The sequence below is a fragment of the Arthrobacter sp. M2012083 genome (assembly GCF_000281065.1).
Lineage (GTDB): Bacteria > Actinomycetota > Actinomycetes > Actinomycetales > Micrococcaceae > Arthrobacter.
Genome location: NZ_AKKK01000047.1, coordinates 118954 through 137166, shown reverse-complemented (window position 1 = coordinate 137166; position 18213 = coordinate 118954). Strand labels below are relative to the sequence as shown.

21 protein-coding genes are annotated in these 18213 nt (G+C 59.9%); 8 read left to right on the top strand and 13 right to left on the bottom strand.

The annotated features are described in order from the left end of the window. Positions 1-12 precede the first annotated feature (12 nt). Genes cpaB through A477_RS0117945 form a run of 5 tightly spaced genes read left to right on the top strand, consistent with a single transcriptional unit; the run spans position 13 to position 5259 of the window. The gene (gene cpaB / locus A477_RS0117965; protein ID WP_017200285.1) at positions 13-780 is read left to right on the top strand and encodes a Flp pilus assembly protein CpaB; all 768 of its coding nucleotides are present in this window, start codon (positions 13-15) and stop codon (positions 778-780) included. Then, positions 777-1976, top strand: a complete 1200-nt coding sequence (locus A477_RS0117960) for a CpaE/TadZ family protein (protein ID WP_017200284.1) — start codon at positions 777-779, stop codon at positions 1974-1976. The genes cpaB and A477_RS0117960 overlap by 4 nt, the downstream gene beginning before the upstream one ends. After that, positions 1973-3424, top strand: a complete 1452-nt coding sequence (locus tag A477_RS0117955) for an ATPase, T2SS/T4P/T4SS family (RefSeq protein WP_017200283.1) — start codon at positions 1973-1975, stop codon at positions 3422-3424. Before A477_RS0117960 ends, A477_RS0117955 begins: the two co-directional genes overlap by 4 nt. A 2-nt stretch (positions 3425-3426) precedes the next feature. Continuing rightward, positions 3427-4368, top strand: a complete 942-nt coding sequence (locus A477_RS0117950; RefSeq protein ID WP_017200282.1) for a type II secretion system F family protein — start codon at positions 3427-3429, stop codon at positions 4366-4368. Positions 4369-4380: 12 nt separating this feature from the next. Beyond that, positions 4381-5259, top strand: coding sequence for a type II secretion system F family protein (locus A477_RS0117945; RefSeq protein WP_017200281.1), 879 nt, complete (start codon positions 4381-4383; stop codon positions 5257-5259). Positions 5260-5397: 138 nt separating this feature from the next. On the opposite strand, the gene A477_RS0117940 is transcribed toward A477_RS0117945, so the two are convergent. The 8 genes from A477_RS0117940 to A477_RS0117905 form a co-directional block, all read right to left on the bottom strand. Then, positions 5398-6288: a tRNA pseudouridine synthase A gene (locus A477_RS0117940; protein WP_237715826.1), complete on the bottom strand. Its 891-nt coding sequence runs from the start codon at positions 6286-6288 to the stop codon at positions 5398-5400. A 32-nt stretch (positions 6289-6320) separates the two neighbouring features. Next, positions 6321-6881 (bottom strand): 50S ribosomal protein L17, encoded by a 561-nt coding sequence (gene rplQ, locus A477_RS0117935; RefSeq protein WP_017200279.1) that lies wholly within the window; start codon positions 6879-6881, stop codon positions 6321-6323. Positions 6882-6947: 66 nt separating this feature from the next. Then, a complete protein-coding gene (locus A477_RS0117930) occupies positions 6948-7958 on the bottom strand; it encodes a DNA-directed RNA polymerase subunit alpha (protein WP_011775567.1) in 1011 nt (336 codons plus the stop codon). A 149-nt stretch (positions 7959-8107) separates the two neighbouring features. Beyond that, a complete protein-coding gene (gene rpsK, locus A477_RS0117925) occupies positions 8108-8509 on the bottom strand; it encodes a 30S ribosomal protein S11 (protein WP_014922380.1) in 402 nt (133 codons plus the stop codon). 51 nt (positions 8510-8560) lie between these two features. Next, entirely contained in the window at positions 8561-8938 is a 378-nt protein-coding gene (rpsM, locus tag A477_RS0117920) for a 30S ribosomal protein S13 (RefSeq protein ID WP_011775569.1), read from the bottom strand. A 196-nt stretch (positions 8939-9134) separates the two neighbouring features. Next, entirely contained in the window at positions 9135-9248 is a 114-nt protein-coding gene (gene rpmJ / locus A477_RS0117915; protein ID WP_011775570.1) for a 50S ribosomal protein L36, read from the bottom strand. A 72-nt stretch (positions 9249-9320) separates the two neighbouring features. Further along, positions 9321-9542, bottom strand: a complete 222-nt coding sequence (gene infA, locus A477_RS0117910) for a translation initiation factor IF-1 (protein ID WP_011775571.1) — start codon at positions 9540-9542, stop codon at positions 9321-9323. 195 nt (positions 9543-9737) lie between these two features. Next, on the bottom strand, positions 9738-10679 hold the full coding sequence (locus A477_RS0117905; protein ID WP_192812022.1) for a P1 family peptidase: 942 nt from the start codon (positions 10677-10679) through the stop codon (positions 9738-9740). Positions 10680-11072: 393 nt separating this feature from the next. On the opposite strand from A477_RS0117905, the gene A477_RS0117900 reads away from it, so the two are divergent. Genes A477_RS0117900 through A477_RS0117890 form a run of 3 tightly spaced genes read left to right on the top strand, consistent with a single transcriptional unit; the run spans position 11073 to position 14379 of the window. Beyond that, the gene (locus A477_RS0117900) at positions 11073-12062 is read left to right on the top strand and encodes a carbohydrate ABC transporter permease (RefSeq protein ID WP_017200277.1); all 990 of its coding nucleotides are present in this window, start codon (positions 11073-11075) and stop codon (positions 12060-12062) included. Further along, on the top strand, positions 12059-12979 hold the full coding sequence (locus tag A477_RS0117895) for a carbohydrate ABC transporter permease (RefSeq protein ID WP_017200276.1): 921 nt from the start codon (positions 12059-12061) through the stop codon (positions 12977-12979). Before A477_RS0117900 ends, A477_RS0117895 begins: the two co-directional genes overlap by 4 nt. 53 nt (positions 12980-13032) lie before the next feature. Beyond that, entirely contained in the window at positions 13033-14379 is a 1347-nt protein-coding gene (locus A477_RS0117890; RefSeq protein ID WP_017200275.1) for an ABC transporter substrate-binding protein, read from the top strand. A 63-nt stretch (positions 14380-14442) separates the two neighbouring features. Here A477_RS0117890 and map read toward each other — a convergent pair whose 3' ends face one another. The 5 genes from map to rpmD all read right to left on the bottom strand — a co-directional run bounded on the left by map (position 14443) and on the right by rpmD (position 18213). Continuing rightward, a complete protein-coding gene (gene map, locus A477_RS0117885) occupies positions 14443-15270 on the bottom strand; it encodes a type I methionyl aminopeptidase (RefSeq protein WP_026005742.1) in 828 nt (275 codons plus the stop codon). Positions 15271-15453: 183 nt separating this feature from the next. Continuing rightward, positions 15454-16023 carry an adenylate kinase gene (locus A477_RS0117880; protein ID WP_017200274.1) on the bottom strand — a complete coding sequence of 190 codons (570 nt, stop codon included), beginning with the start codon at positions 16021-16023 and terminating at the stop codon, positions 15454-15456. A 5-nt stretch (positions 16024-16028) separates the two neighbouring features. After that, a complete protein-coding gene (secY, locus tag A477_RS0117875; RefSeq protein WP_017200273.1) occupies positions 16029-17339 on the bottom strand; it encodes a preprotein translocase subunit SecY in 1311 nt (436 codons plus the stop codon). A gap of 185 nt (positions 17340-17524) precedes the next feature. Next, complete coding sequence (gene rplO / locus A477_RS0117870) at positions 17525-18007, bottom strand: 50S ribosomal protein L15 (protein WP_017200272.1); 483 nt, start codon at positions 18005-18007, stop codon at positions 17525-17527. Then, positions 18007-18213, bottom strand: coding sequence for a 50S ribosomal protein L30 (gene rpmD, locus A477_RS0117865; RefSeq protein WP_011775580.1), 207 nt, complete (start codon positions 18211-18213; stop codon positions 18007-18009). Before rpmD ends, rplO begins: the two co-directional genes overlap by 1 nt.

Genomic DNA, 18213 nt, shown 5'->3' with positions numbered 1-18213 from the left:
CAAGGAGTAAAAGTGAAAGCACGCCTACTGGGAGGCATTGCCGCACTGCTGTTGGCAGTCATTGGCACCGTCTTATTGGTTACCTATGTGCAGGGAGCCGATAAGCGGGCGCAGCAAGGGCTCGAACCCGTAAATGTACTCGTCGTCAAAGAACGCATCCCGGCCGGAACCAAGGTCGAGGAGCTCGGAAACAAAGTAACAACTGAAACCCTGCCCCAAACGGCGGTTGCCCAGGGAACAATCAGTGCCTTGGGCGACCAAAAAGGCAAGGTCACCAGCGTCGATTTGCAGCCCGGCGAACAAATGCTTGGCGTCAAGCTGGTGAACCCCAACGAATTGGTACCGGGGACCGTTCCTGTTCCTGAGGGATTGCAGGAAGCCACGTTCGTTCTGGCTCCTGAGCGTATTTTGGGAGGTCGCATTGAAGCGGGTGACACCGTCACTGTATATGCTTCATTCAAGTTGGATGAAGCCATCCCGGCAGGCGCCAATCTTCCTGCCAATCTCACCGGCTGGAAAGATTTCACGGAGCTGCTCTATCACGATGTGCTTGTGACGGCCGTTCAACAAGCGGCACCCGACGCCGAAAAGTCAGCAGGCACGGACAAGGGCGTCGCATTACCTAACGGATCGGCCTACGTGACCGTTGCCCTTAGTGACGCAAACGCCGCCAAGATGGTCTTTGGCGCAGAGTTTGGAACGCTGTGGTTGTCCAAGCAGACCGACAAGACCGTGAAAGGCGACCCGCCCACGACGACTTTCGGAGGGCTGGTCCAATGAGCCGCTTCGTAGCGATCACTGCAGTCAGGGACTTTGAATCCCGTGTCCGACAAGCCATTACTGGAGCACTCCATGGAGACCTGGAGACCCTGTCACCCGAGGTTTTGCAAGGTGGCACCGACGATGTCTTCAAGCGACTGACAGGTGCCCCACCCGAGGTCATGATTTTGGGCCCCGGCGTAAAATCGGACGACGCACTGAAGCTGGCGACCGTCTTCGATCTCCAGTATCCCGAGATCAGCCTCCTCCTCGTCTCCGAGCCTGAGCCCGATCTTGTTTTGCGCGCAATGCATGCCGGCGTCCGGGATGTCATATCCCCCGAGATCGAGGTGAATGAGCTCCGCGTCCTTCTGGAGCGCGCCTGCCTCGCTGCGGCCAGCCGACGACGGGGTATGCAGCCTGCGGCCGAGCCAGGGCATGAACGAGGACGGGTCATTGCCGTGATGTCTCCGAAGGGCGGGGTAGGCAAGACAACCGTTGCAACCAATCTGGCCGTGGGTCTGGGAGCCGTCGCTCCGATGAGCGTCGTCATCGTAGATTTGGATTTGCAATTCGGAGATGTGGCGTCCGGTCTCCTGCTTGAGCCGGAACACTCGATCACTGAAGCAGTGCACGGTTCTGCAGCCCAGGACTCCATGGTTCTAAAAGCCTTCCTGACGGTGCATCCCGCCGGCATCTATGCTTTGTGTGCTCCAAGCAGGCCATCCGAATCGGACTACATCACAGCCGAGCACGTGTCCCGCCTTCTGAACCAGCTGGCGACGGAATTCAAATACGTCGTTGTGGACACCGCTCCCGGCTTGGGGGAACACTGCCTGGCGACACTTGAGCTTGCCACCGACGGAGTCTGGGTCTGCGGTATGGACGTCCCAAGTATCCGGGGTCTTCGTAAGAGCTTCAGCGTTCTCAAAGAGTTGCAACTTCTTCCCCAGGGCCGGCATACGGTGCTGAATTTTGCCGACAGGAAGAGTGGCATCTCGGTGCAGGACGTCGAAGCAACCATTGGGGTACCAATTGACACAGTCATCCCCAGGTCCCGCAATCTGCCGTTTTCAACCAACAGAGGCGTGCCGGTTCTGCAGGGGACGACACGCGACTCCGCCACAAAAGGACTCCGCAAACTGGTTGAGCGCTTTGATCCCCGCTTGGCCGCTGCACCGCAGAGCAAGCAACACAGAAGGGTCGTGGTCTCGTGAAACTGTCGGAAAGGCTTTCAAAGAACACTCCGCTTGGTGTCGATGTTTCGGGCGAAGGTGGCAAGGATGGCTCTGCCAAGGTCACCTCGCCCGTCCCTTCACTGCCAGTGCATTCCCCGGCCGCACCACTCCTTGGCGGAGCGCCAAGTGCTCCTGCTGTCGATGCGTTGGCTGGCCTGAAGCAACGGGCCGCTAATGCACTATTCGAGCGCATCGGCAATCGTATCGGGGACACGTCGAGTTCCGAGGAGGACCTTCGCACCTTTGCCGTGGATGAACTTTCCGCCGTCATTGATGACGAGCAGGTCCCGTTGTCGCCGGAAGAGCGGCGACGCCTCATCCGGGAGATCGCGGATGAGGTCATGGGCTTTGGCCCGCTGCAGCGTTTGTTGGAAGATCCGTCGATCACCGAAGTGATGGTCAACCGTTATGACCAGATTTACGTGGAACGCCACGGTCATTTGGCTTTGACGGACCTGCAGTTCAGTTCCGACGACCACTTGAGAAAGGTCATCGAACGAATTGTATCCAAGGTGGGGCGCCGCATTGATGAATCGTCACCACTCGTCGATGCCCGCTTGGAGGATGGCTCCCGCGTCAACGCCATCATTCCTCCGCTTGCGGTCAACGGACCTTCACTCACCATCAGGAAATTCAGTCATACCCCACTCACTGTCAGGAATCTCATTGACTGGGGTTCCATAAGCCACGAGATGGCTGACTTGTTGAGTGCGTGCGTTCGAGCGCGCCTGAATGTGATCGTCTCAGGCGGTACCGGCACCGGAAAGACGACGCTACTGAACGTTCTTTCTTCCTTCATCCCGGAGTCTGACCGGATCGTCACGATTGAAGACGCAGTGGAGCTTCAACTTCAACAGCAACACGTTGTCAGGCTGGAAAGCCGGCCAGCCAACATTGAGGGAAGAGGTGCTGTCACCATCCGCGACCTGGTACGGAACTCTCTCCGTATGCGACCAGACCGCATCATTGTTGGCGAAGTACGTGGCGGTGAATCCCTGGACATGCTTCAGGCCATGAACACCGGCCATGACGGATCCCTGTCAACGGTCCACGCAAACTCCCCGCGTGATGCCATAGCCCGTTTGGAGACACTCGTCCTCATGGCTGGAATGGACCTACCACTACGAGCCATCCGCGAACAGGTGTCCTCCGCCGTTGATCTCATCGTCCAGGTGACCCGTTTGCGCGATGGCAGTCGGCGGGTCACCCATGTGACCGAAGTACAAGGCATGGAGGGTGAAGTCGTGACGCTACAGGATGCTTTTCTTTTCGACTACTCCGCTGGCTTGGACGCTCAGGGCCGTTTCCTGGGCAAGGCAGTTCCAACGGGAATCCGGCCCCGTTTCCTCGACCGGTTTTCCGAACTTGGCATCCAGGTTTCGCCGGCCACCTTCGGCGTGGTTGCGCAACCCGTTGGGAGGCGATAGCGATGGATTCTCCTGTTCTCTTCTTCGCTGCCATCGGACTTTGCATAGGGGCGCTCATCCTGACAATAGTCTTCGTCCTGAAGCCTCGAAACGGATCCATCCCCATCGAGCGTCGCCGCTACGAGTTATCACACGACAACTCAGCTGTGGGTCGCGTATCCGAGACAGCCGTACAGTTCATGGACACCGCGCTGGGTCGCTCGGGTGGCCCCTTCAACAGGGAAGTTCTCTACCAGGCCGGAGTCAAGCACTCTCCAGCCGACTTCACGGTAACGGTTATTGCCAGCGCAATAGTCTCGGCAGTCATTGGCACTTTGCTCTTCCACATTTTCATTGGGGTTTTGTTGGCCGTCGCGGCGCCGTTGCTTGCGAAATTGGTGTTGATAATAAGAACCCAGAAACGACGCGCCAAGTTCGATGCCCAGCTCACGGACACGATTCAGATGTTGATCGGTGGGCTACGTGTGGGTCACAGCATCATGAGGTCGTTGGAAGCAGCAGCCCAAGAGGCACAAGTCCCCACATCGGAAGAGCTCAGCCGCATCGTCAACGAAGTCAGAATCGGACAGGATCCGCGTCGGGCGATAGATGACTGCGCACAACGTATGGACAGCGAGGATTTCCGCTGGATTGGTCAAGCCATCCAGATTAACCGGGAAGTGGGCGGTGACCTGGCCGAGGTGCTCGAACAGGTCGCAGGAACCATCAGGGAACGCAGCGAAATCAAAGGACACGTACGTGCCCTGAGCGCTGAGGGCAAAATGTCCGCCGTGGTTCTGATGATTCTTCCCATCGCAGTGGGCCTCTTCATGTCCGTGTTGAACCCCGGCTACATGAGGCTCTTCGCCGAACACCCGGTAGGGATCGCCTTAGTAGTAGTAAGTGCCGTCCTATTCGTCATCGGCGGCTTCTGGATGAGCCGCACAGTGAAGATCAAGTTCTAGGAGGCAGGGCTCATGACTCCCATAGTCTGGCTGATCATTGCCGTTATTGTTCTGCCTCTCGCGTACTTCGCGTGGTCTTTGCTCAGCCTTGACCGGAAGGGCATCGTCGCTATCCAAAGCAACCTTGGATCAGGATTCGCGCAAGGCACGGCTGTAAACCTGAAGCGCCCACCTCTCATGCTTGGTGTTGCCAGAAAGCTGACTCCAGGAAGCTACGAAGCAAAATTGGATCATTGGCTCGCCCTCGCTGGGCGACCGGCATCCATGCCCTTGCCGAAACTCATAGCCATGAAGCCGGCTCTCGCCCTTGCAGGGTCAGTTGCCGGAATACTCCTATTTCTTGTCAGCCCCGGCCCGGGCATTGTTGGAATATCCCTTTTCGCGGTGATGCTTCTTTATTTCCTTCCCGATCTCATGATTTACAACACCGGGATAAAACGACAGGAAGCCATCAAGCTTGAGTTCGCGAACACCCTCGACCAGATGCTCATCTCAGTTGAGGCTGGCCTCGGATTTGAGTCAGCTATGGAAAGGGCAGCCTCTCAAGGATCAGGCCCACTCCCTCAGGAACTCATGCGGACGCTGCAGGATATCCAGGTAGGCAGACCACGGCAAGAGTCCTATGAGGCCTTGGCGGAACGGTGCGCCGTTCCGGACATCCGGAGCTTTGTCCTCGCAGTCATCCAGGCTGACAAGTACGGCATCGGCATAGCCAACGTCCTGCGTGCACAGGCAAAGCAGGCACGCGTCAAGCGCCGTCAGGCAGCAGAAGAGAAGGCGATGAAGCTTCCCGTCAAAGTCCTGTTCCCTTTGCTGTTCTGCATCTTCCCGGTGCTGTTCATAGTCCTTCTGGGTCCCGCAGTCATCAAGATCATGCAGGCATTCGGCTGATCTTGTCCCTCGGGAAATAGACCGGCCGTTCGCGGATCCCAGACCTCGGGCGGCCACAACGGCCCCCTTCCGGTACCCAGAGCCGGGAGGGGGTCCTCCCACGTCCGCTCAACTCACCATAGGCAGGGACAGACAGGACTACTCCCGCCGCGCCCGAGTCAGTTCGGCGCGAGCCAGCAACTCGTTGTCGGACGGGTAGGCAACTTCTTCCAGTACCAACGGATGTGGCGCAGCGAGCACTGACTTGGCATCGCGCTTTCGTTCCAAGAGCCGCGTGTACAGCCACGCCGGAGACTCCAAACCCTCCCCCACTCGCAAGGCGGAACCTACAAGGGACCGCACCATGTTGTGGCAGAACGCATCGGCCTGCACGGTGGCAACAATAACGTCGTCGCTTCCCCGAGCAAACGAGAACTGCTGCAGCTCGCGGATGGTCGTGGCTCCCTCGCGGGGTTTGCAGTAAGAACGGAAATCCTGGAGGCCCAGCAACGCAAAGGCGCCCTCGTTCATGAGCTCCACATTCAACGGCGCCTTATGCCACAAGGTAATCCCCCGCAGAACCGGGTCCCAGCGTTCCGGACCGTCGGCAATCCGGTAGCTGTACCTCCGCCACAACGCTGAAAAGCGGGCGTCGAACCCTTCCGGCGCCAGACCGGCGTCGTGAACTTCAACCGCACCTGTCAGGTCGCCGAGGATGCGGCTCAAAGCACCGCGGAGTCGGCGTAAAAGCGCGACGGCGGGATCGAGTTCGTGCCCGCGCGGCAGTGACAGCCACTCGGCTTCCGTCAGGTCCAGGTGAACGACTTGACCGCGGGCGTGGACGCCGGCGTCCGTCCGGCCTGCAACCGTCACGCGAACCGGTCGCTGTAGTAGAAGCGCCAAAGCTTCCTCAAGGGATCCTTGCACGGTCCGGAGACCTGGCTGCAGAGCCCACCCGCTAAAAGGGCCGCCATCGTAGGAAAGATCCAGACGGACACGCAAAAACCCGCCGCCCCCCATAACGGGGGCAGCGGGTTTTCGTTCGTTCATAGACTTAAGTCTACTGTGAAGAATTCAGTGAATTACTTCTTGTCCTCAGCGGCCGGAGCCTCTTCGGTCTCAGCAGCTTCAGCTTCAGCGGCTTCTGCCTCAGCGGCCGGAGCCTCTTCGGTTTCAGCGGCTTCGGTCTCTGCAGCTTCGGTCTCAACGACCTCTTCCTCGGCAGCCGGAGCAGCCTTGGCAGCGGCAGCGGTTGCTTCAGCAACAACGGCCTGCTTCGGGGAAACCGGCTCGAGAACGAGCTCGATGACAGCCATGGGAGCGTTGTCGCCCTTGCGGTTGCCGATCTTGGTGATGCGGGTGTAGCCACCATCGCGGTTAGCAACGGCACCGGCGATGTCAGTGAACAGCTCGTGGACAACGCCCTTGTCGCTGATCAGGCCGAGAACGCGGCGGCGGGAAGCGAGGTCGCCACGCTTGGCGAAGGTGACCAGACGCTCTGCGTACGGCTTAAGGCGCTTGGCCTTGGTGACCGTGGTGGTGATGCGCTTGTGCTCAAAAAGAGCAGCTGCCAGGTTCGCGAGCATCAGGCGCTCGTGAGCCGGGCCGCCTCCGAGGCGCGGACCCTTAGTGGGGGTAGGCATAGTTATTTCTCCTGTTATGTAAGCCGGTCAGGTCCATCGCTGGACCCGGCGGCCAAGATCTGCTGTTTAGAGCTCGTCGTCGCTGAACGCGGCGTCGTCCTCTTCGATGGCTGCGGCGCGGGCTGCGAGATCGAAACCGGGAGGGGAGTCCTTGAGGGACAGACCCAGTTCGACGAGCTTTGCCTTGACCTCGTCAATGGACTTCGCACCGAAGTTACGAATGTCCATCAGGTCAGCCTCGGAGCGGGCAACGAGTTCACCCACGGTGTGGATGCCCTCACGCTTGAGGCAGTTGTAGGAACGGACGGTGAGGTCCAGATCCTCGATCGGCAGAGCCATGTCCGCTGCCAGGGCAGCGTCCGTCGGCGACGGGCCAATCTCGATACCTTCAGCTGCGGTGTTCAGCTCACGAGCCAGACCGAACAGTTCCACCAAGGTGGTGCCTGCGGAAGCAACAGCATCGCGCGGGGCGATGGCCTGCTTGGTCTCGACGTCGACAATGAGCTTGTCGAAGTCGGTGCGCTGCTCAACACGGGTAGCTTCCACGCGGAAAGTTACCTTCATGACCGGCGAGTAGATCGAGTCAACCGGAATACGGCCGATCTCGGAGTCGCCGGACTTGTTCTGAGCTGCCGAAACGTAGCCACGGCCGCGCTCGATGGTCAGTTCGAGTTCGAACTTGCCCTTCGAGTTCAGAGTGGCAATGTGCAGATCCGGGTTGTGGAATTCGACGCCGGCCGGCGGAGCGATGTCCGCGGCGGTGACGACTCCGGGGCCCTGCTTGCGCAGGTAAGCAACAACCGGCTCATCGTGCTCGGAGGAAACCGAAAGGTTCTTGATGTTCAGGATGATCTCGGTGACATCTTCCTTGACACCCGGAACCGTGGTGAACTCGTGCAGCACGCCATCGATCCGGATGCTGGTTACAGCAGCACCGGGGATGGAGGAGAGCAGGGTACGGCGGAGGGAGTTTCCGAGGGTGTAGCCGAAGCCCGGCTCCAGCGGTTCAATGATGAAACGGGAGCGGTTCTCGGATACAACTTCTTCAGACAGGGTGGGGCGCTGTGCAATGAGCACTTAGGTTTCCTTTCGGCGAGCATCCGCTATATGACGCAACACAGGTGGTGGAAATCGGCTTCGGTTTCCAGCCTGACCAGCCGGGCCATGCTGACGGATGATCGAAACCATCCATAGCAGGCCCGGCCGGTCAGGCGGGGAAGACCTAATTAGACGCGGCGGCGCTTCGGCGGGCGGCAACCGTTGTGGGCGCTGGGGGTGACGTCCTGGATGGAGCCAACCTCGAGGCCAGCGGCCTGAAGCGAACGGATTGCGGTTTCGCGTCCGGATCCCGGGCCCTTGACGAATACGTCAACCTTGCGCAGACCGTGCTCCTGAGCGCGCTTTGCAGCAGCTTCGGCAGCCATCTGGGCAGCGAACGGGGTGGACTTACGGGAGCCCTTGAAGCCAACCTCACCGGCGGAAGCCCATGAGATTACAGCACCGTTCGGGTCCGTGATGGACACGATGGTGTTGTTAAAGGTGCTCTTGATGTGCGCCTGGCCAAGCGCAATATTCTTCTTATCCTTGCGACGCGGCTTACGAACCGCTCCACGAGTCTTCGGGGGCATTGTTTCTCCTACAGAAAGTTATCGGGGGAAAACCGGATCAATCCCGAGGGATTAACGTCCGGCCTTCTTCTTGCCGGCGACGGTGCGCTTCGGGCCCTTGCGGGTACGAGCGTTGGTCTTCGTACGCTGTCCGCGTACGGGCAGGCCCTTGCGGTGGCGCAGGCCTTCGTAGCTGCCGATCTCTACCTTGCGGCGGATGTCAGCGGCTACCTCGCGGCGAAGGTCACCCTCAACCTTGTAGTTGCCTTCAATGTAGTCACGCAGCTGGACCAATTCGGCGTCAGTCAGGTCCTTGACGCGAACGTCAGCGCTGATGCCGGTGGCAGCCAGGGTTTCGTGTGCACGGGTCTTGCCCACGCCGTAGATGTAAGTAAGCGCAATTTCCAACCGCTTTTCGCGGGGAATGTCTACGCCAGCGAGACGAGCCATAGTGGCAGTACTCCTTGAATAAACCGGAGGTCGTAGGCAGTACACCCACACGTTCAGTGTGGCCCCAGCCTCCGACCGGGGGTTCGCTGACCAGGCTCTGTAATGCAGTCCTGGCACAGCTTGTGCTGCCTTTATTTACTTGCGTGGGCTAGCAGCCCAGGTTTGTCCTCGCGGACGCTGATTCCCGAAAGGGGAATTAGCCCTGGCGCTGCTTGTGGCGCGGGTTCTCGCAGATCACCATGACCCGGCCGTTACGGCGGATCACTTTGCACTTGTCGCAGATCTGCTTGACGCTCGGCTTGACCTTCATGGCGTTCCTTTGCGTGTTTTGCAGTTGATCTGCTGGAGCGGCTTAGGCACTATTGCCTTGCCGCCCAGCAATTTACTTGTAGCGGTAGACGATACGACCACGTGTGAGGTCGTATGGGCTCAGCTCCACCACTACCCGGTCCTCGGGGAGGATTCGAATGTAGTGCTGTCGCATCTTCCCAGAGATGTGTGCGAGAACGACGTGCTTATTGGTGAGCTCAACACGAAACATCGCATTGGGCAGCGCCTCAGTCACAACGCCCTCGATCTCAATGACCCCGTCCTTCTTGGCCATATCCTCCGCTAACTGTTGTTTGCCGCCGTCCTCCAGTTAGGCACCGAAGATCCAGCGGACGTTTTTTGTTTGCTTGGCCCTCTTGGAACCACGACACTAAAAAGGGCGTGGCTGCACAGACAACCAACAAATAACTCTACGCCAATGAGGCCGGAAAGTTAAATCCGTCTATGGTAGCGCACCTGCCTCCAGCCGTCACTCCCCCACCGGCTGATAGGCGGGGAAGTCGCCCGCCGCCGTCGAGACGCTTGCGGCCGCAAGGACGCCATCCAGAATTGCCAGCCGGGCAGCTTCAGCCGCGGCGCTTTGGAGCGTTATCAGCGACACCTGCCGCGCCTGCTCAGTGCTGCGATCAAGCCCGACGGCGCCGGTCGCCAACGCGAACACGGTGTCGCCGTCCGCCAAAGTATGGGACGGATTCAACGCCCGGGCCAACCCTGCATGACCGGCACTGGCGGTCCGCTTACATTCCGCCGCATCCAGAACAGCATTCGTCGCAATCACCACGAGCGTCGTATTGAGCCCTTGTGCGGCCGGCGTCCCCGGAACGGCGTCCGGGACAAGACCGATCGGCATACCCAGCGCGTTCACCACGGCAATGGCCCCGACGATCACACCGTCACCGAGCGTGATGGACGACGTACCGATCCCACCCTTGTACTGCCCGCGCCCAATGACGGCCCCGGTCCCGGCACCCACGTTTCCACGCCCGACGGCGGCATGGTCGCCTGAGGCGTACGCTGCGGCGGCAGCCTGGTAGCCCATGTCGGCGTCGGGGCGCGCTTTGACGTCTCCGCCGCGTCCGAGATCGAAGATGGCGGCCGCCGGCACGATCGGCACCACCGTCCCGGGAACAGCAAACCCCCGCCCCTGCTCCTCACACCACAGCTGGGCACCGGTAGCAGAAGCCAAACCAAAGGCACTTCCCCCGGTCAGCACCACGGCATCCACAGTGGAAACCAGCGTTGTGGGATCCAGGGCATCGGTCTCATGAGTGCCCGGACCTCCGCCGCGCACATCCACGGACCCCACAGTCTCCACGGGAGGGAGCACCACAGTTACCCCGGACAACCACCCCTTCCCTACCCTCTGCACATGCCCAACCCGTATGCCAGCAACATCGGTGATCGAATTCATGGCTCCATTCTCCACCTGCCTCACTCCCCGCTTCGAAGGCCGGCCGGGTGCGACCCGGCAGCGCGCGTCTAAGGTAGGCCCACGATGGCCGGGTTCCCTGGCCGAGCTTGCGAGGTTAGGGGGGCCGTTGGGGAGGAACGACCGAGCGCACCGAGGGTTGCGGCCCGGTTGGCCTCGCCATCGGGGGAAAGTTCTGCAACAAGTGGGAGCCGAGCCTCGAATTCGAACACGCGAGTAACGCCGCGTAAACGGCTCTGGAAGTGTCAGCCAACTATCGGTACGGGACGCCCTTTTCGTCCGATCGGTGCCTGTCGGTGTGGTGAGCTAGGCCTGTCTTCGCCGCCCCGGTCCGGGAGCAGGCGCCCCACATTCGTCCGAAACCGTTAGTGACTCATGACTATCCGACAGATTCATAGCAGCAGCGCTGAGCCTGCAGGCAGGCCAGGCCCACAGCCGCCGGTTGCGGCCGGTGCGGAGGCAAAGCCCCGTCTTGACAGGAAGCGTTGGTCCGGTCGCAGTCGCCGTGACTTTGTGGTCTTCCTTGCCATGGCGTTGCCCAACTTGGCGTTGATCGGCATCTTCACCTATTGGCCGCTGATCAACAACATCTACTACTCCACGTTGGATTGGACGCTCGGTTCGGTTTCGGCCACGGTTGTTGGGCTGGAGAACTACGTCACGTTCTTCACCAGTGAGGATGCCTCTAAGGTCTTGGGGACTACAGCTATCTTCACGCTGGTTACGGTGGGCGGTTCCATGGTGCTTGGGCTGCTGGTTGCCCTTGCCTTGAACTCCAAGGTTCGCGGCACCACGTTCGCCCGTTCCGCGGTGTTCGCGCCTTATGTGCTTTCCGGGGTGGGTGTCGGCTTGGTGTGGCTGTTCATCTTTGATCCCGGCTACGGAGTGCTCGCCTGGGTCCTGCGCGGCCTCGGACAACAGAGCCCGCAGTGGATCAATGATCCCCAGCTTTCCTTGGTGATGGTCATCATCGTGTACGTCTGGAAGAACCTGGGCTACTGCGCCGTGGTTTATCTGGCCGGCCTGCAGTCCCTGCCCAGGGACGTCATGGAAGCTGCGGCGTTGGACGGCGCCAACAGCGTGCGGAGATTTTTCAACATCTCCATGCCGTTGCTCTCCCCCACTACGTTCTTCCTACTGATCACCACCATGCTGAGTTCATTGCAGGCCTTCGACCTTATCCGCATCATGACTCCGCTGGGCAACGGCACCAGCACGCTGATTTACGAGGCGTACCTCCAGGCATTCGGCGCCTATAACCGGGCGGGCTACTCTGCGGCAATTTCGGTGATTCTCTTCGCGATCCTGCTGATCATTACGGTTCTCCAACTGAGGTTCGTTGAGCGAAAGGTCCACTATTCATGAGCGCGCCCGCACCCGCAGTCGTCGTCGATTCCTCACCAGAGGCCTCCCAAAAGCCCAACCCGAATGAGCCACTGGGCCCCTTTTCCAAAGCCAACATCATCCGCACGGTGGCCACCGGTTATGTGCCTCTGGTCATCGCAACGCTTGTGGTGTTCCTGCCGTTGCTCTGGATGTTGTTGAGTTCCTTCAAGCAACCGGGCGAGATCGTCACCATGGATCTGAAGATCCTGCCGGAGTCCTTGAACCTGGAGAACTACGCCACAGCCATGACTACGGTTCCGTTCGCGCAGTTCTTCGCCAACAGCTTGATCGTTACGGTGGTGGGTTCGTCCATCAAGGTCATCTTGGCGATCCTCACCGCTTACGCGCTGGTGTTTGTCGGTTTCCCGTTCAAGAACGTGATCTTCGTGCTGATCCTGGTGGCGCTCATGGTTCCGGCGCAGGTATCCATCCTGCCCAACTACATCCTGATCGCGGGGATGGGTGGCAAGAACACCCTGTGGGGAATCATTCTTCCAGGCTTGGGAACGGCGTTCGGTACGTTCCTGCTGCGACAACACTTCCTGACCCTGCCGCCGTCGATCCTCGAAGCAGCTGAAATTGACGGTGCGGGTCACTGGCGCCGGCTGTGGCAGATCATCGTCCCGGTCTCGGTGCCATCGATTGCAACTGTGGCGCTGGTGACCGTGGTCAGTGAATGGAACGACTACATCTGGCCCCTCATCATCACCGACCGCCCCGAAACCATGACGCTTCCCGTGGGCCTGACCCTGCTGCAGAACTCGGAGGGCAATGGTGCCGGCTGGGGAATCCTCATGGCAGGAGCAGTCTTGGTGATCGTGCCCATCCTGCTGGTGTTCGCAGCACTCCAGCGCTACATCGTTGCCGGCCTGACCCAAGGCAGTGTCACCGGCTGATTTTTCTCCAACCGCACCATTCGCATCGAAGTACGTTATTGAGAGGAAACACCATGCGCACCAACCTTGACCGCCGACATTTCCTGGGACTCGCCGGCCTCGGCGCCGGAGCTGCGGCCCTTGCCGCATGCGGCGGACCGTCGACGGCGGGTACGGCAGACGCCGTCGACACCGCATCGATCGACTTCAGCGGGGTAAAGCCCGCGGCCTCCATCGACTTCTGGACCAACCACCCGGGTAAGTCGCAGGACGTGGAGAAGGCGATCATCGGGAAGTTCCACGCCAAGTTCCCTGACATCAAGGTCAACTTGGTGACGGCGGGCGCCAACTACGAAGAGATCGCCCAGAAGTTCCAGACGTCCCAGGCGGCCAAGACTGGCCTGCCGGGATTGGTCGTCCTCTCGGATGTCTGGTGGTTCCGCTACTACTCAAACGGCAGCATCATTCCCCTTGATGGCTTGGTGAAGCAACTGGATATCAACATCGAGGACTTCCAGAAGTCGCTGGTGGACGACTACAAGTACGAGGACAAGCAGTGGGCGCTCCCCTACGGCCGTTCCACACCGCTGTTCTACTACAACAAGGACCACTTCAAGGCCGCAGGGCTTCCGGATCGGGCGCCTGCCACCTGGCAAGAGTTCGCAGAGTGGGCGCCGAAACTCAAGGCCACCTCTGGTGCGCAGTACGCCTACATCTACCCCGCCTTGGCCGGGTACGCAGGCTGGACCCTTCAGAACAACCTGTGGGGCTGGGGCGGAGGCTGGTCAAAGGACTGGGACATCACTTGCGATTCCCCTCAGTCCGTCGCCGCACTGCAGTGGGCGCAGGACACCATCTACAAGGATGGCTGGGCCGGCGTCTCGTCCAAGGAGGCAGCTGACGACTTCGCCGCTGGGATCACCTCGTCCACGATTTCCTCCACAGGGTCCTTGCTTGGCGTCCTAAAGGCGGCAAAGTTCAACGTGGGCGTGGGATTCCTTCCCGGCGGCCCGGAGGCACCCAGCGGAGTCTGCCCCACAGGCGGCGCGGGCCTCGGTATCCCCAGCGGCATCAGCAAGGAAGAGCAACTGGCTGCTGCGACGTTCCTCAAGTTCATGACCGAACCGGAGAACACCGCCGCTTTCTCAGCCGCCACCGGCTACATGCCCACCAGGCTCTCAGCCGACATGTCGGCGGTTCTCGCGGCGACCCCACAGATCAAGACCGCCATGGATCAGCTAGCCGCCACCAAGGTTCAGGACAACGCCCGCGTGTTCCTGCCGGGCGCTGACCAGGAGATGGCCAAATCGGCGGCCAAGATCCTGACGCAGCAAGGTGACGTCCAAGCAACCATGACCGAACTCAAGAAGACCCTCGAGGGCATTTACACCAAGGATGTAAAGCCCAAACTGAAGGCATAACTGCCTTCCCGGATATGCGAAGAGCTGGGCTACTTGAGTAGCCCAGCTCTTCATCTGCAGGTGTTACGGGATGGGGACAGGCACGACGCCGAGCGGTGCCAACTGCTCGGCTCCCCCGTCCGGGGCGGACAGGACCCAGATGCCCTTTTCGTGAACAGCTACCGAGTGCTCCCACTGGCAGGAACGCTTGCCGTCCGTGGTGACGACGGTCCAGTCGTCGTCGAGGGTAGCGGTCTCGATGCCGCCGCGAACCAGCATGGGTTCTATGGCCAGGCATAGGCCCGGACGGATCTTGGGGCCGCGGTGACTGGTGCGGTAATTCAAAACGTCCGGGGCCATGTGCATCTCTGAGCCAATGCCGTGGCCCACGTAGTCCTCCAGGATGCCCAAAGGCTTTCCGGGGACGGATGACACGTAGTCATCGATCGCGTTCCCAATGTCTCCTACAAACTTGCCTTGGGCGAGGGCTGCTATGCCGCGCCACATGGCTGCTTCGGTCACGTCGGAAAGACGCTGGTCTTCGGGATCAACCTTGCCAACAATCACGGTCCTGGCAGAGTCGGAATGCCAGCCGTCAACGATGCAGCCGCCGTCGATGGAAATAATGTCGCCGTCGTTGAGGACCCTGCCGCCCGGGATGCCATGGACCACTTCCTCATTGACCGAGGTGCAGATGGTGGCCGGGAAGCCGTGATAACCAAGAAAGTTCGACTTTGCTCCGGCATCGTTGAGGACTGCGGCGAAAACGTCGTCCAGGTCCTTGGTGGTGACACCCGGCTTGGCCGCCGCAACGGCAGCGTCGAGTGCACGGCTCAGGACAAGGCCTGCCTGGTGCATGGTTCGCATCTGCTCGTTGGTTTTGTATTCAATGCGGGGCTGACCGAACGCCATGATCTCCTCTGGAAGGTTTGCTGTAGAGGCCGATCAGGCCTCGTGCTTCAACCATTTTCCCGTACCCGGGAGCGTGGCCGAAATTGAAAAGCAGGATGGAAAAGAAAAGGGTGTGCCCCGCACTCACGGTACGGGACACACCCCTCGCTCCAGCGCCGTTTTACGGGCTATGTGGAGAACAAACTAAACGGCCTTGGCCGACTCGATCGCCGTCAGCACACGGTCGGTAACTTCGTCGATACCGCCAATGCCGTCAACCTGCGTGAGGATGCCACGCTCGGCGTACTTGGCCACAACCGCCTCGGTCTGCTCGTGGTAGAGATCCAGGCGGTGCCGGATGACGGTTTCATTGTCATCCGAACGGCCCGTTTCCTTGGCACGGCCAAGGAGTCGGGTTACCAGTTCTTCGTCATCGGCGGTCAGCTGGAGCACGACGTCGAGCTCCTGCTCACCCTCAGCGAGGATCTGGTCCAAGTAGTCCACCTGCGCGGTGGTGCGCGGGTAGCCATCCAGGAGGAAGCCGTTTTCGACATCGCTCTGGCTCAGGCGGTCGCGAACCATGTTGTTCGTGACGCTGTCCGGAACAAAGTCACCGGCGTCCATGTACTTCTTGGCCTCGATGCCCAAAGGGGTTTCGCCCTTTACGTTGGCACGGAAGATGTCGCCGGTGGAGATGGCGACTACGCCGAGGCGCTCGGAAATCCGCTCAGCCTGCGTACCCTTGCCCGAACCGGGAGGTCCAATGATCAGCATTCTCGTCATCGCAAAAGCCCTTCGTAGTGACGTTGTTGTAGCTGCGCATCAATCTGCTTGACGGTCTCCAGGCCAACACCCACCATGATCAGGATTGACGTGCCACCGAACGGGAAGTTCTGGTTGGCGTTGATCAGGACGAGTGCAACCAAAGGAATCAAAGCCACGAAGCCCAGGTAAAGGGCTCCAGGCAAGGTGATCCTGGAAAGCACGTACTGCAGGTAGTCCGCGGTCGGTTTACCCGCCCGGATGCCCGGAATAAACCCGCCGTACTTCTTCATGTTGTCCGACACTTCTTCAGGGTTGAAGGTGATGGCGACATAGAAGTAGGTGAAGAACACAATCATGGCGAAATACAGTGCCATGTAGATGGGGTGATCGCCACGGGTGAGGTTGTTGTTGATCCACTCAACCCACGGGGCCATCTGCTCCCCTGGCGCCGGCTGGTTGAACTGTGAAATCAGCCCGGGCAGGTAGAGCATGGAGGACGCGAAGATGACAGGCACGACGCCGGCCATGTTCACCTTGATGGGGATATAGGTGCTGGTGCCACCCACTGTGCGGCGTCCGATCATACGCTTGGCGTACTGAACTGGAACGCGACGCTGGGATTGCTCCACGAAGACCACCAAGGCCACCGTCAGCAAGCCAACGGCCAGGACCATGAAGAAGGTACCCGGGCCCTTCGACTCCCAGATGGAGCCCAGCGAGCCGGGGAAGCTTGCAGCGATGGAGGTGAAGATCAGCAGCGACATGCCATTGCCCACACCCTTTTCCGTGACCAGTTCACCCATCCACATGATGAGGCCAGTACCGGCCGTCAACGTGATGATGATGAGGATGGTGGTCATGATGCTCTCATCAGGAATGATGGGCAGGTTGCAGCCGGGCAGCAACTGGCCGGAGCGGGCGAGCGACACCAACGTGGTGGCGTTCAGCAGTCCGAGAGCGATGGTGAGGTACCGGGTGTACTGCGTCAACTTTGACTGACCGGAGGAGCCCTCTTCGTAGAGCTGCTGGAACCGGGGAATGACCACCCGTAGCAGCTGCACGATGATGCTCGCCGTGATGTAGGGCATGATGCCCAAGGCAAACACTGAAACCTGCAGCAACGCGCCGCCGCTGAACAAGTTCACCAGCTGGTAGATGCCCTGCGAGGTGTCACCGGTGTTCAAGCATTGCTGGACATTCTGGTAGTTCACACCAGGCGAGGGGATAAAAGCTCCCAAGCGGAAGATTGTGATGATTCCCAGCGTGAACAACAACTTGCGTCGCAAATCAGGCGTCCGAAACGCCCGGCCGAATGCGCTTAGCAAGCGTCCTCCTGAGTAGAAAGTACAAGGATGTGGATGGGATCAATGAAACCCAACAACCGAGTCTAACCGCTTGTAACGCCGTCGGAATAATCGAGAGTCCACAATCACGCAAAAAATCCCGGTATACAGGGCCGAAGCCCCGCATACCGGGATCCTTTTACAACGGGCATTTGCCCCACTGGCTCTTAGAGAGCAGTGGTGCTTCCGCCTGCTGCAGCAATCTTTTCCGCAGCGCTGGAAGAGAATGCGTGGGCGGTGACGTCAACCTTGACGGTGATGTCGCCGGTGCCCAGCACCTTGACGGGCTGGTTCTTGCGAACGGCACCCTTCTCAACCAGGGACTCGACGGTGACAACGCCACCTTCCGGGAACAGCTCGTTGAGCTTCTCCAGGTTAACAACCTGGAACTCAACCCGGAACGGGTTCTTGAAGCCGCGCAGCTTCGGCAGGCGCATGTGCAGCGGCAACTGGCCGCCGGCAAAGCCAGCCTTTACCTGGTAGCGGGCCTTCGTACCCTTGGTACCGCGACCAGCGGTCTTACCCTTGGAGCCTTCACCACGACCAACACGGGTCTTGGCGGTCTTGGCACCCGGGGCGGGGCGCAGGTGGTGGACCTTCAGAGCGTGCTGCATCTCAGCAGTCTCTTCGGCGGTCTTGTTCTCTGCCATTACTTCGCCTCCTCTACATTCACGAGGTGCGGAACCGTGTTCAGCATTCCAACGGTCACGGCGTCAGCGTTGCGGACAACGGTGTGTCCGATGCGCTTCAGGCCGAGGGACCGAAGGGTGGCCTTCTGGTTCTGCTTGGCGCCAATGACGCCCTTGATCTGGGTGATCTCCAACTTGGCGTCGGAGGGAGTCAGGTTCTTAGCCAT

What these genes read in the sequence shown, in the direction of transcription:
- A477_RS0117960 (WP_017200284.1), top strand. Translation starts at nt 777, where the DNA reads ATGAGCCGCTTCGTAGCGATCACTGCAGTCAGGGACTTTGAATCCCGT.
- A477_RS0117950 (WP_017200282.1), top strand. Translation starts at nt 3,427, where the DNA reads ATGGATTCTCCTGTTCTCTTCTTCGCTGCCATCGGACTTTGCATAGGG.
- A477_RS0117945 (WP_017200281.1), top strand. Translation starts at nt 4,381, where the DNA reads ATGACTCCCATAGTCTGGCTGATCATTGCCGTTATTGTTCTGCCTCTC.
- A477_RS0117940 (WP_237715826.1), bottom strand. Translation starts at nt 6,288, where the DNA reads ATGAACGAACGAAAACCCGCTGCCCCCGTTATGGGGGGCGGCGGGTTT.
- rplQ (WP_017200279.1), bottom strand. Translation starts at nt 6,881, where the DNA reads ATGCCTACCCCCACTAAGGGTCCGCGCCTCGGAGGCGGCCCGGCTCAC.
- rpsK (WP_014922380.1), bottom strand. Translation starts at nt 8,509, where the DNA reads ATGCCCCCGAAGACTCGTGGAGCGGTTCGTAAGCCGCGTCGCAAGGAT.
- rpsM (WP_011775569.1), bottom strand. Translation starts at nt 8,938, where the DNA reads ATGGCTCGTCTCGCTGGCGTAGACATTCCCCGCGAAAAGCGGTTGGAA.
- rpmJ (WP_011775570.1), bottom strand. Translation starts at nt 9,248, where the DNA reads ATGAAGGTCAAGCCGAGCGTCAAGCAGATCTGCGACAAGTGCAAAGTG.
- infA (WP_011775571.1), bottom strand. Translation starts at nt 9,542, where the DNA reads ATGGCCAAGAAGGACGGGGTCATTGAGATCGAGGGCGTTGTGACTGAG.
- A477_RS0117905 (WP_192812022.1), bottom strand. Translation starts at nt 10,679, where the DNA reads ATGAATTCGATCACCGATGTTGCTGGCATACGGGTTGGGCATGTGCAG.
- A477_RS0117900 (WP_017200277.1), top strand. Translation starts at nt 11,073, where the DNA reads ATGACTATCCGACAGATTCATAGCAGCAGCGCTGAGCCTGCAGGCAGG.
- A477_RS0117895 (WP_017200276.1), top strand. Translation starts at nt 12,059, where the DNA reads ATGAGCGCGCCCGCACCCGCAGTCGTCGTCGATTCCTCACCAGAGGCC.
- A477_RS0117890 (WP_017200275.1), top strand. Translation starts at nt 13,033, where the DNA reads ATGCGCACCAACCTTGACCGCCGACATTTCCTGGGACTCGCCGGCCTC.
- map (WP_026005742.1), bottom strand. Translation starts at nt 15,270, where the DNA reads ATGGCGTTCGGTCAGCCCCGCATTGAATACAAAACCAACGAGCAGATG.
- A477_RS0117880 (WP_017200274.1), bottom strand. Translation starts at nt 16,023, where the DNA reads ATGCTGATCATTGGACCTCCCGGTTCGGGCAAGGGTACGCAGGCTGAG.
- rplO (WP_017200272.1), bottom strand. Translation starts at nt 18,007, where the DNA reads ATGGCAGAGAACAAGACCGCCGAAGAGACTGCTGAGATGCAGCACGCT.
- rpmD (WP_011775580.1), bottom strand. Translation starts at nt 18,213, where the DNA reads ATGGCTAAGAACCTGACTCCCTCCGACGCCAAGTTGGAGATCACCCAG.